The following is a 13,871-nucleotide window of genomic DNA, read 5'->3' as shown; positions in this document are numbered from 1 at the left end:
ATGAATTTTATAAAACAATGGTAAAATTAAAACCGCATTGGGCTAATTAGTTTAATGCGGTTTCGTTTTGCTTAGAATTTTATTTATAAAATAAATTTAAAATTGTTTCAAATTACAAATTTAAATCATAATTTTTCCGAAAATATTTTTTCGGAAATTATTTATATGAAAACCATATTTTTAAAAGTCGAGGTGATTCATTGTGAACACCCGCACCTTAAAGGTCGGAAACAGGGAAAGAGTATTTTTTGGTAAGGTTCAAGAGGATTTTGCCATTTATGATGATTTAATCAAAATTCAAAAAGAATCATTTAATGAATTTTTGAGAACGGGTTTGATGGAATCTATAAAAAAACATATGCCTATGAAGGTTCCAATCAAAATTACGGGAAAGAAAACAAAAGAAGTTATTGTTAACTTTTCTGGTATTAAGTATGAAGATCCAAAAATTACCGAAATAGAGTGTAAATTAAAAAATTTATCTTATTCGGGTAGAACTTTTTTAAAAGTTCAAATTACGGATACTTCTACTGGTGAAACAATCGAAAAAGATGACGTGTTTTTATGTAATATACCTTATATGACAGATAGAGGTATATTTATTATTAATGGTGCAGAAAGAGTTATTGTTAGTCAGCTTGTAAGGTCACCAGGAATTTATTTTGTTAAAGAAGAAGAAAAGGATTCTAACAAGGAATTATTTATTTCTCATTTTCTTCCTGTAAAGGGAGCATGGTTAGAAATAATGTTTAATCCTAATCCTGGTAAAGAAATTCTTCAAATAAGAATTGATAGAAAAAGAAAATTTAATTTCTTTCTATTCTTAAAAGCTATAGGGTATGAAAATGATTTAGATATATTAGATTTATTCCCTGTAGACCTTGAATTGAGTTCTGAAGTCGATATTGAATCATATTTAGATTCAATGGTTCTTTCGGATATGAATTTTCAAGAGTTGGATGAATTAGAACCACCTAGAACTTCAATTAGAGGGATGAGACTTCAAGAAGCTATGCCTTATTTAGAAAAATACGGTATAGAAAAAGTTAGAGTTGCTCATAGAGTTTCTCAAATAACTTTAGATAAGATGAAAAAAAGATATGAAAAAGAAGGGCCATTAACTTCTCTTGAAGCTTATAAAGAAATGTATATAAAATTGAGACCTACTGAAATTCCAAAGGGTCAAAAGGCAAAAGAAGAAATTGACAATATGTATTTTGTTGATGATAAATTTGATTTTTCTGAGATAGGTAGAAAGAAAATTCAAACAAGATTAAAAGATGTTTATATAAGATATTTAAAAGAAGTTGAAAACAGAGATCTTGGAGAAGATGAAGAAAAAATAGAATATCCAATTAGCAATAGAACAATAGATAAGCTTGATATTATAATTTCTGCAAGACATCTTTTAGAACTTGAAAAGAACTTGGAATTTTTAGATACAAGAGATCACTTAGGTAATAAAAGAGTTAGAGCTGTTGGAGAATTAATGCAAATTGAATTTGAAAAAGCTTTTTCAAAAATGCTTCAACACATACCAGAAAAAATAACAATGGCTCAAGATTTAAATAAAATAAATCCACAATCATTGATAAATTCGAGAGCAATAATTACAGCATTTCATCAATTTTTTGCTACTAGCCAACTTTCACAGTTTATGGATCAGGTAAATCCTTTATCTGAATTAACACATAAAAGAAGATTGTCTGCAATTGGTCCTGGTGGTTTAAAAAGAGAACATGCAAAGTTTGAAGTTAGAGATGTCCATCATTCTCATTATGGTAGAATGTGTCCTATTGAAACACCTGAAGGTGCTAATATAGGTCTTATAACTTCTTTGGCAATTCTTGCAAAAACTGATGAATTTGGATTTTTAAAAACTCCATATTATAAAGTAAAAAAAGGTAGAGTTTTAAGCGATGAACCAATCTATTTATCGGCGGATGAAGAAGAAGTTTATAAAATAGCTCCAGCATCTGTTGAAAGAAATGAAAAAGGATATTTAGTTCCAGAATACGTTGAAATAAGACATTTAGGTAAAGTTACTTTTGTTCATAGGGAAGATGTTGAATATATAGCATTAGTTCCAAAACAAATAGCTTCTGTATCAGCTTCATTGATACCTTTCTTAGAACATGATGATGCTAACCGTGCTTTAATGGGATCAAACATGCAGAGACAAGCAGTTCCATTATTGTATACTGATGCACCATATGTTGGAACAGGTGTTGAATGGCTTGCAGCAAGAGATTCAGGATACTTATCTTTAGCTAAGCATAAAGGTATTGTTGAGTTTGTAGATGGAAGTAAGATAATTGTTCAAAGAACTGATGACAAGGACAATCCGTTAAAGGATAAATATGGAAACTTATTAAAAGATGAATATATACTTTCAAAATATGTACGTTCGAATCAAGATATGTGTATTAACCAAAGACCATTAGTTCATTTGGGGCAAAAAGTTGAAAAAAGGCAACCATTATCAGATGGACCTTCAACTGAAATGGGCGAACTTGCTCTTGGTAAAAATATTTTAGTAGCATTTTTACCTTGGGAAGGTTATAATTTTGAAGATGCTATAGTTGTTAGTGAAGAATTACTTGAAAAAGATTCTTTTACATCAGTACATATAGAAGTTTATGAAACAAAGGCTATGGATACACAACTTGGACCTGAAGAAATAACTGCTGATATTCCAAATGTAAAAAAAGAATTGTTAAAGAATTTGGATGAAAGAGGAATAGTAAGAATAGGTGCTTACGTTTCATCAGGAGATATTTTAGTTGGAAAGGTAACTCCAAGAGGAGAATCTGAAACTTCTCCTGAAGAAAAATTAATAAAATCTGTATTTGGTGATAGAGGAAGAGATGTAAAAGATTCATCTTTAACCCTTCATCATGGTATAGAAGGAAGAGTAATAGATGTACAAGTATTTACTAGAGATGATATACCTAATCTTGAAATTGGAGTAAATACTTATGTTAAGGTTTACATTGCAACTAAAAAAACATTACTTGCAGGAGATAAACTTTCTGGAAGGCATGGTAATAAAGGTGTTGTTTCTAACATTCTTCATAAAGAAGATATGCCATTTTTACCAGATGGTACTCCAATACAAATGATGCTTTCTCCTTTAGGAGTTCCATCACGTATGAATATTGGACAGGTATTAGAACTACATCTTGGATGGATTGCAAATCTTTCAAATAGATACTTTGCAACTCCTATTTTTGATGGTGCAAGTGAAGAAGAAATAATGAATGAATTACATAAATTAAGAAAAGAAAATGGTTTAGAACTTGGTGAAACTGATGAAAATATAACTGGTAAAATTATATTGAGAGATGGAAGAACAGGTGTTCCATTTGATTATCCAGTAGATATAGGTTATATGTATATGTTAAGGCTTGCTCATATTGCTAAAGATAAAATTCATGCAAGAGCAACAGGACCTTATTCTTTAATACATCAACAACCTCTTGGAGGAAAGGCTCATTTTGGTGGACAGAGATTTGGGGAAATGGAAGTTTGGGCTCTTGAGGCATATGGTGCAGCACATACATTAACTGAAATGTTGACTTATAAATCAGATGATATAAGGGGAAGAAATGATGTTTATAAAGCTATATTAAAAGCAGAAAATCTTCCTGAACCAGGAATTCCTGAAAGTTTTAAAGTTCTTGTAAAAGAATTACAAGGTTTAATGTTAGATATAAGATTATATGATGAAGATGGTAATGAGCTTGATGTCGATAAATTATAATGAAGGGCGCACAAGGGTGTGCCCATTCTCTAAAAATATACCCTCAAGGAGGGAAGATGGATGACAAAGGTATCTTCTTTTCAGAGAAAAATCGCTAAGATAAAAGTTGGATTAACTTCTCCTGAAAAAGTTTTAGAATGGTCAAATGGAGAAGTAAAAAAACCAGAAACATTGAATCATAGAACTAGTAAACCAGAAAAAGATGGTTTGTTCTGTGAAAAAATATTTGGTCCTACAAAGGATTATGAATGTGCTTGTGGTAAGTATAAAGGCAAAAAATACGAAGGAACAGTGTGTGAACGTTGTGGAGTTCGTGTTGAATCAAAAGAATCAAGAAGAAGAAGAATGGGACATATTGAACTTGCAACACCTGTATCTCATATATGGTTTTTAAAGTCTTCTCCTTCAATATTGTCTATAATTCTTGGAACAAGTGTAAAAGATCTTGAAAATATTATTTATTATGGTTCTAAAAGAGTTATAGAAAGATCTTATTTAACTCTTGCAAACGAAAATTCTGAGGAAACAGAAGATTTAGATTTAGATTATTATCCAGGTGAAATTTTATATCAAAGAGAATATGATATATATTCTCAATATATGGATATGGCAGTTGAACCTGCAATTAGAATTAGTAGAATAAAAGGACTACCTACTACTGAAGTTTCTGGAACAGTTGAATTAGAAACAGAAATGACTCATACAGAAAGAGAAATTACTTGGGTAAAGGTAAAAGCGGAAGATGGTACAATAAGAAAGTATCCTTTATTTGAAGGCGTTACCTTAATGGTAGAAGACGGTCAAGAAATAGAAGCAGGTACAGCACTTGCAGATAGATTCCTTTTTGAAGAAGATTATTTAACTCATCAAGAGTATACTATTTTTTCTGATTATTATCCAGGAAGAATAGAAATAGAAAGGGATATAGAAAGGGATACACCAATAGTTGTTATAAGTGAAATAGATAAAAGATTTTCAAAAAGAATTGGTAAAAAAGTTGGTGATATTCTTTTAGAAGATGAAGCAAGAGCTTATGAAGAAGTAATGAGAATTCTTAATTCAAAAGTAAAATATCAAAGAGAAGAGATTATAGGGACTACTCTATCTGAAGATATATTTGTTAATGGTAAAAAATATGAAAAAGGTATAGAAATAGATCAAGAATTTCTTGATGAAATGATTGATTATGGAATAAAAGATGTTCTTGTTATTACAAATGAAAATGAAGAAAAGAAACTTCAAATAAATTTGTATGAAGAGTTTGAAGCTAGTTATGGTGCTGAAGCTGTAAGAAAACTATTACAAGAATTAGATCTTGAAGTTTTAAAAGCTAAACTTGAAAATGAATTAGAAAAATTAGATAAGAGAAGTCAAAAAGCTCTTAAACTTTTAAAAAGATTAAAGGTTGTAAAAGACTTTTTGAAATCTGGAAATAAACCTGAATGGATGATTATAAAAATTTTACCAATTATTCCACCAGATTTAAGACCTTTAATACAAATAGATGGTGGCCGTTTTGCTGCTACTGACTTGAATGACCTTTATAGAAAAGTTATAAATAGAAACAACAGATTGAAAAAATTAATGGATATGGAAGCTCCAGAAATAATTGTAAGAAATGAAAAAAGAATCTTACAACAAGCTGTTGATTCATTAATTTATAATGGTAGAGTCGGAAAAGCCATGACTGATAGAAGTAAAAGACCTTTGAGATCTTTAACAGATTTATTAAAAGGTAAAAAAGGTAGATTTAGAAGAAATCTACTTGGAAAAAGGGTTGATTACTCTGGAAGGGCTGTTATTACAGTTGGTCCTGATCTTGAAATTCACGAATGTGGTCTTCCAAAGAAAATGGCTCTTGAATTGTTTAAACCATTTGTACTTGCAGAATTATTAAAAGATTCAAATGTTGCTAGTAAAAATGCAAGAAAATTAAAGAAAACAATAATTGAAAAAGAGATGCCACAAGCTTGGGAGATACTTGAAGAAGTTATAAAAGGACACCCTGTTATGTTAAATAGAGCTCCAACTCTTCATAGAATTTCAATACAGGCATTTATACCAAAATTAATAGAAGGTAATGCTATAAGATTACATCCATTAGTTTGTCCTCCTTTTAATGCTGATTTTGATGGAGACCAAATGGCTGTACATGTTCCATTATCTGCTGTTGCACAGGCAGAAGCAAAATTCTTGATGCTATCAAGATACAATATTATATCACCTGCTAATGGTAAACCTGTATCAATGCCTGCAAAAGATATAATAATAGGTTCATATTATTTAACGACACATGATCCTGTTGAATTTAATAAATTAAAGGTTCCTAAAAAATACAGTGATTTAAATAAAAAAGGATATATAAAGAATATATTCTCAGATAATTTACATGCAGAATATGCACATGAATTTTCAAAGGTAACAACAGCTGGAGTTTTTTATAATAAGGATAAATTTTCTTGGAGTAGAGCAAAATTAACCTTACATAATACAATTGCATTTAGAAAAAATGATAAATTAATAAAAACGACAATTGGTAAGATAAGATTCAATGAAGCTTTACCAGAAGATTTAAGAGATTACGAAGCTAAAATAGGTAAAAAGTCAATAAAAAAATTAATCTTTAATACGTTTAAAAAGTATGGAATTGACAAAACAGCAGATATACTTGATGAAGTTAAAACATTTGGATTCCACTATGCTACTATTTCTGGATTAACTGTATCTATAAGAGACGTTTTAGTATCTGATAAAAGACAAGAAATTATTAAAAATTCTGAAGAAAAAGTTTTTGAAATTGAACAAATGTATGAAGAAGGATACTTGACGGATAATGAAAGATATAAAGAAATAGTTCATATTTGGGAAAATACTACAAAAGATGTTACTGATGTAACTGCTGATGAATATATGAAACCTGAAAATGTATTTAATCCAATATGGATGATGGTTGATTCTGGAGCAAGAGGTAATATTGACCAATTGAAACAACTTGCTGGTATGAGAGGTTTGATGGCAGATCCTTCTGGTAAGATTATAGAGGTTCCAATTAAATCAAACTTTAAAAAAGGCCTTTCAGAACTTGAATTCTTTACTTCAACTCATGGTTCAAGAAAAGGATCAGCTGATACTGCTTTAAGAACGTCAACTGCAGGTTATTTAACTAGAAGACTTGTAGATGTAGCTCAATCAATAACAATAACAGAAAATGATTGTGGAACACATCGTGGTGTTGAAGCAGAAGAATTATGGTCAGATGGTTCAAAGATAGAAGATCTTTCAGATTTATTATTTGGAAGAGTTCTTGCTAAAGATGTTTTAGATCCTGTAACGGATAAAATTATAGAAAAAGATGGTAAAAAATATTTAAGAAATATGATGTTAGATGAAATTGATGGAACCTTCTTATCAAATTATAATAGAACAATAAATGTTTTTGAAGAAAAAGAATTAAAAGTAAAGAATATAAATGAAAATGTTTATTATGAATTATTAGAAGATTTAGAAGTAGAAAATGAAGTTATTTTAGAAAAAGGTGAAAGATTAACTGTAGATGTTGTTAAAGAATTAACCTTACATAATATAAAATCAATAAAAGTAAAAGAATATAAGGCAGTTAATTTTATTCACATTGGAGAATCATTAAAAGTAAAAGACGAAAATGATAAAGAAATTGAATTATTAAAATATCAAGAAAAAATAGATATAAAAACGGCAAAATTATTAGAAAAATTCAACATAAAAACTGTTGAAGTAAGACCTTCAATTTATATAAGATCAGTATTGACTTGTGAAGCGGGAAATGGTCTTTGTGCAAAATGTTATGGTATGGATCTTGCTTCTCATAAACCTGTTAACATAGGTGAATCAGTTGGGGTTATTGCTGCTCAATCAATTGGTGAACCTGGAACGCAATTAACTATGAGAACTTTCCATACAGGTGGTATTGCAACTGCTTCAGATATTACTCAAGGATTGCCAAGAGCTGAAGAATTATTTGAAGCTAGAAAAAAGACAAAAGGTCCAGATGGAACTTTTTCTAAGATAAAAGGTATAATCAAAGCAATAGATAGAGAAGAGAGTAAAAAATCAACTGTATTAAGATTTGTTGTTGAAAGTTTAAATGGAGATACAGAAGTATATGATGCAGACTTTAGAACTAAACCTGTTGTTAATGTTGGTTCAAAGGTATTGCCTGGAGAAAGATTAACTTCTGGAAACATTAAGCCAAGGAAAGTACTTGATGAACTTGGTGTAGATGCTGTTTCTAACTATCTATTAAAAGAAATTAAGAAAATATATGCAGAACAAGGTGTTGAAATCCACGATAAACATTTTGAAATAATTATAAAACAAATGTTGAATAAAGTTGAAATAACTGATAGTGGAGATACAGATTTCATGCCTGGAGATTTATTGAGTTACAATAGAGCAAGAAAAATAAATGAACAAATTTTATATGAAAATTCTAAAATTTCTGAAAATAGAGAACTTGTTCTAGGTAAAAAGCTAGCAAAAAGAGTCATTATAGAAATAAATGAAGATACTGATGAAGAAAAAATATTTAATGTTGGTGAAATAGTTACAAAAGAAATGTTGAATGAAATGATAAAAATAAAAGTAAAAGAAATAGAAGTTTTTGAAAGTTATGAAGAAGATATTAATGAAAAAGAAGAAATAGTATTAACAGGTGTAAAAAAGACATATCTTATAACTCCAAGAAGTACAATTAAATATGAAAGGAAACTTTTAAGAATTACAAAAGCTTCGTTGGAAAAAGAAGGATGGCTTTCAGCTGCTTCATTCCAACAAACTGTTCAAATATTAACAGAAGCAGCAATTGAAGGAAAAATGGATTACTTAAAAGGATTAAAAGAAAATGTAATTGTAGGACAACCTATACCTGCAGGAACTGGATTAAAAATATACTCTGAAAATGATTTTGAAACAGTTACAAAAATAAGTCAAGAAACAGAAACTACAGAACAAGCAGGATAAAATAATAAAAAAAAGAAGAATCAGAAATCTGATTCTTCTTTTTTTATGCTATAATAAGTTTGAAATAAAAAGTTGAGGGAGGTAAAAAAAATGATAAAAGGTATAATTTTTGATTTATATGGAACTCTTATAGATGCAAGTTCTTTATTTAAAAAAGTTGCATTTGAATTATCTGATGAAACTAATATAGATCCTTTAATAATAGAAAATAGAATTTATGAATTGTATGATGATATTTTTAAAAATTATTATTTAAATGAATTTAAATCAGAGAGATATTATTATGGGAAATTATTTAAGAAATTAAAAGAAGAAATATCTTTTATTTCAAGTATAGAAGAAATTATAGATTTTATGTATGAATCATTTTCAAAATTACCACTTTATGCAGATGTGACATATTTAAATGAATTACGACAAAATGGTTATAAGATAATAATTCTTAGTAATGCAGATTCATCTTTTGTAAAAGAAGGATTAATAAATAATAGACTTTTTTATAATGAATTAATAATTTCAGAAGAAGTAAAATTTTATAAACCATCAAAAGAAATTTTTGATATTGCATTGAGTAAAAGTAATTTAAGAACAAGTGAAGTTTTATTTGTGGGAGATAATTTAGACACAGATATAAAAGGTGGAGTAAATGCTGGAATAAAATCTATTTTAATTGATAGAGATAATAAATATAAATATGCACTTAAAATAAAAAATTTATATGAATTAAAAAAATATATGGAGTAAAGGTATGTATAAATTAAAATCAAAGTTTAAACCACAAGGTGATCAACCAGAAGCAATAAAAAAATTAGTTGAAAATATAAATATGGGAATAAAATATAATACTTTATTAGGTGTAACTGGTTCTGGAAAAACTTATACTATGGCAAAAATTATTGAAGAAACTAAAAGGCCTGCATTGATTCTTTCACCAAATAAAATTTTAGCTGTTCAACTTTATAGAGAATTTAAAGAATTTTTTCCAGAAAATAGAGTTGAGTTTTTTGTTAGTTATTATGATTATTACCAACCAGAAGCTTATTTACCAACTAGAGATATGTATATTGAAAAAACTGCTGATATAAATGATGTTTTAATGAAAATGAGACTCTCAACATTAAAATCTATTTTAACGAGAAAAGATGTTATAGTTGTATCAAGTGTTTCGGCTATATATGCAAGTGGAAATCCAGCAGATTTTGCAGAAACAAATCTTTATTTAAAGGTTGGAGAAGAATATAATAGAAGAAAGATTTTAGAAAAGCTTTCTAAAATGCAGTATACAAGAAAAGAAGATGATTTTGCTGGTGGAACGTACAGATTAAAAGGAGAAATTTTAGATATTTTCCCACCATATGATGATTTTGGAATAAGAGTTGAATTTTTTGATAATGAAGTTGAAAGTATAAAATCGTTTGAAATTTTAAATAAAACAACAATAGAAAAATTTGATAAAATAACTTTATATCCAGCTAAAGAATTTATTACAAGTGAAAAAAAAATTATGAATGCTTTATCTTCAATAGAAGAAGAATTAAATCAAAGAATTAATTTTTTTAAAGAAAATGGAAAATTATTAGAAGCTCAAAGAATTGAACAAAGAGTTAGACAAGATATAGAATTTCTTGAAGTAATGGGATACTGTAAGGGAATAGAAAATTATTCGAGATTTTTTGATGGTAGAAATCCTGGAGATACACCTTCAACTTTATTAGATTATTTTGAGAAAGATTTTATAACTTTTATAGATGAATCTCATATAGCAATTCCACAAATAAGAGCAATGTATCGTGGAGATCATGCAAGAAAGAAAAATTTAATAGAGTATGGATTTAGACTTCCGGCTGCATTTGATAATAGACCTTTGAGATTTGATGAATTTATGGAAAAAACAAATCAAACTGTATATGTTTCTGCAACTCCTGGCCCATTTGAATTAGAAATTTCAGACTCTATTGTTGAACAAATAATAAGACCAACAGGATTATTAGATCCAGAAGTAGTTGTTAAGCCTACAGAAGGACAAATAGATGATTTTATTGAGGAACTCAATAAGGTAATAAAAAGAAATGAAAGATCTCTTGCTGTTGTGTTGACAAAGAAAGATGCTGAAATGCTTTCAGAACATTTAAATTTAATAGGGATAAAATCTGCTTATTTGCATTCTGAGTTAGATACATTAGAAAGAACAGAGGTGGTAAAAAAATTAAGAAATGGTGATATAGATGTTGTAGTTGGTATTAATTTACTTAGAGAAGGGCTTGATCTACCTGAAGTTTCTTTGGTTGTAATTATGGATGCAGATAGAGAAGGTTTTTTACGTTCTGAAACAACATTAATTCAAACTATAGGAAGAGCTGCAAGAAATGTCAATGGGAAGGTGTTATTGTACGCAGATAAAGTGACAAAAGCTATGAAATTTGCAATTGATGAAACAAATAGAAGAAGAAAATTACAAAAAGAATTTAATGAAAAAAATAATATAATTCCTAAGTCTATAATTAAAGAACTTCCAAAAGATATATTTGAAACTTACAAAGAAACAATAAAAGAAAATGAATTTATTTTTGAAGTAGCAGAAGATACATCTATGGAAGATTACATAGCATTACTTGAAGAAGAAATGTATAAAGCGGCATCTGAATTAAATTATGAGAGAGCAGCTGAATATAGAGATGAAATAAATAAAGTAAAAAAACAATATAAAAAATAAACGGGATATACCCGTTTATTTTCTTTTTATTTTCAAAAATCTTTTTGAATCAAAGAAGAATGTATAAATTCCCCATGAAAATATTATGAGAAGTGTAAAAGTTATCCACAACATCTCAATACCTTTTGGTGCCATTCCAAAGTATCCAGTTCCTCTTACAACTGTTAATAAAAGGCCAAGTAACCATTCTTTAGAAATTGCAGCCAAGAAAACTGGAATAGCTAATAATAAAGGTTGATTTAAACTAGGTATACTTTTCCATAATGGTGAAAAAATAATGAGAATAGCAAAACCCGCAACCCATAGTGAAACTCTATACACAAAAAGCCAATTAGTATTATTAGCCTTTGCGTTAGTAACTGTTTTTGCAGTCAAAACACACACCTCCACAATAAACTTTGTATTTTCAAAAACATTATACATTAAAATGAAAAATTTTTCAAATATAAAAATAACTGGTAATTAGCTATTTTTTAGTGTCTTCATCATTTATTCTTAAAAGAGCTAAGAAAGCATCTTGTGGGATATTTACATTTCCTATTTCTCTCATCTTTTTCTTTCCTGCTTTTTGTTTTTCGAGTAATTTCATTTTTCTTGTTATATCTCCACCATAACATTTAGCCAAAACATCTTTTCTAAAGGCTTTTATAGTGGAACGAGCTATTATTCTTCCATCTGCATATCCTTGAACAGGTATTTCAAACTGATGTTTAGGAATTAAATCTTGTAATTTATCTACAACTTTTCTTGCCGTTTCATAAGCTTTTGATTTGTGAGCAATAAAAGATAAAGCATCTACTGGTTCTTTATTTACTAATATTTTTACTTTAATTAAGTCTGATTGTCTATAATCTAAAAATTCATAATCCATAGAAGCATAGCCACGACTTATTGCTTTCATTTTATCAAAGAAATCAAAGATTAATTCAGCTAAAGGAATTTCAAAATGTAAAACAACTCTATTTTTACCAGCATTTGAAACTGATAAAAATTCTCCTCTTTTTTCAACTTGAGCAAGGTTTATTAAATTGCCCATATATTCAGGAGGAGTTATTATTTCTAATTTTGCATAAGGTTCAAAAACTTTGTCTATACTATCAGGTTCTGGGTATTCTGCTGGATTATTTATTTCTACAATTTCAGAATTTCTTAATTTTGCTTTATAAACAACACTTGGAGCAGTTAATATTACTGCAAGTTCGAATTCTCTTTCAATTCTTTCTCTAATTACTTCCATATGTAATAATCCCAAAAATCCACATCTAAATCCAAAACCCATTGCTGGAGAATTTTCTGGTATAAAACTAAATGATGCATCATTTAGTTTTAATTTATCAAGAGCTTTACGGAGTTCTTCGTAATAATCGGGAACACCAGGATATAATCCAGCATAAACCATAGGTTTGACTTCTTGATACCCTTCAAGAGGTTTAGAAATAGGATCAAGAGAAGATGTTATTGTATCTCCGACTTTTGCTTCTTCAATATTTTTAATACCAGCAACTATGTATCCAACTTCACCAGCTGATAAACTATCGCTTTCTGTCATCTCTGGATGAAAAATTCCTAATTCTATTACTTCATAATCTTTTCCGGTGGCCATTAATTTTATTTTGTCTCCTTTTTTTATGGTGCCAGAAAATACTCTTGTGTTAATTATTATTCCTTTATATCTATCATATATTGCATCAAATATTAAAGCTTTTAATTTATCTTTAGATGTTCCTTTTGAAGTTGGTGGTGGGATTTTTGAAACAATTGTTTCTAATAGTTCTTCAACACCTTCTCCTGTTTTTCCACTAATTGTTTTAATGCTATCTACATCTAATCCAATTAGATCATCGAGTTCTAACATTGTTTCTTCTGGATTTGCATTTGGTAAATCTATTTTATTTAATGCAGCTATTATTTCTAAATCATTTTCAATAGCAAGATATGTATTCGTAACTGTTTGAGCTTCAACTCCTTGTGATGCATCAACAAGCAATACAGCGCCTTCACATGCTGCTAAACTTCTTGAAACTTCATATGTGAAATCAACGTGGCCAGGAGTATCTATTATATTTATTTCATACTTATTTCCATCCTTTGAATTAAAGTAAATTTTTACAGGTTGAGATTTTATAGTTATTCCACGTTCCCTTTCTATATCCATCATATCTAAATATTGATCTTTCATTTTTCTTTCATCAATAGAATGAGTTAATTCAAGTATTCTATCTACAAGTGTAGTTTTACCATGATCTATATGAGCGATAATAGATATATTTCTTATCAATTCTGGGTTGTACAAAGATGGCACCTCCAAAAAATTTTTTACAAAAGAATTTTCAACATTTTATTATACCATAAAAATATAAATAGCCAAATCATATTTAATAATAAATCTATTATGAT

6 protein-coding genes are annotated in these 13,871 nt (G+C 28.6%); 4 read left to right on the top strand and 2 right to left on the bottom strand.

What is annotated here, in order from left to right:
- Window positions 1-202 precede the first annotated feature (202 nt).
- The 4 genes from rpoB (at window position 203) to uvrB (ending at window position 11,474) form a co-directional block, all read left to right on the top strand.
- Complete coding sequence (rpoB, locus tag IGS63_RS11450; RefSeq protein WP_190614974.1) at window positions 203-3,763, top strand: DNA-directed RNA polymerase subunit beta; 3,561 nt, start codon at window positions 203-205, stop codon at window positions 3,761-3,763.
- 60 nt (window positions 3,764-3,823) lie between these two features.
- Complete coding sequence (locus tag IGS63_RS11445) at window positions 3,824-8,761, top strand: DNA-directed RNA polymerase subunit beta' (protein WP_190614973.1); 4,938 nt, start codon at window positions 3,824-3,826, stop codon at window positions 8,759-8,761.
- Window positions 8,762-8,851: 90 nt separating this feature from the next.
- Window positions 8,852-9,505 (top strand): HAD family hydrolase, encoded by a 654-nt coding sequence (locus IGS63_RS11440; protein ID WP_190614972.1) that lies wholly within the window; start codon window positions 8,852-8,854, stop codon window positions 9,503-9,505.
- Window positions 9,506-9,509: 4 nt separating this feature from the next.
- A complete protein-coding gene (uvrB, locus tag IGS63_RS11435; protein WP_190614971.1) occupies window positions 9,510-11,474 on the top strand; it encodes an excinuclease ABC subunit UvrB in 1,965 nt (654 codons plus the stop codon).
- A 15-nt stretch (window positions 11,475-11,489) separates the two neighbouring features.
- Here uvrB and IGS63_RS11430 read toward each other — a convergent pair whose 3' ends face one another.
- Window positions 11,490-11,849 carry a hypothetical protein gene (locus tag IGS63_RS11430; RefSeq protein ID WP_190614970.1) on the bottom strand — a complete coding sequence of 120 codons (360 nt, stop codon included), beginning with the start codon at window positions 11,847-11,849 and terminating at the stop codon, window positions 11,490-11,492.
- 91 nt (window positions 11,850-11,940) lie between these two features.
- Complete coding sequence (gene lepA, locus IGS63_RS11425) at window positions 11,941-13,767, bottom strand: translation elongation factor 4 (protein WP_190614969.1); 1,827 nt, start codon at window positions 13,765-13,767, stop codon at window positions 11,941-11,943.
- Window positions 13,768-13,871: the final 104 nt, after the last annotated feature.

Origin of the sequence: Tepiditoga spiralis (genome assembly GCF_014701195.1) — a bacterium.
Lineage (GTDB): Bacteria > Thermotogota > Thermotogae > Petrotogales > Petrotogaceae > Tepiditoga > Tepiditoga spiralis.
This window is presented reverse-complemented; position numbering and strand designations above follow the sequence as displayed.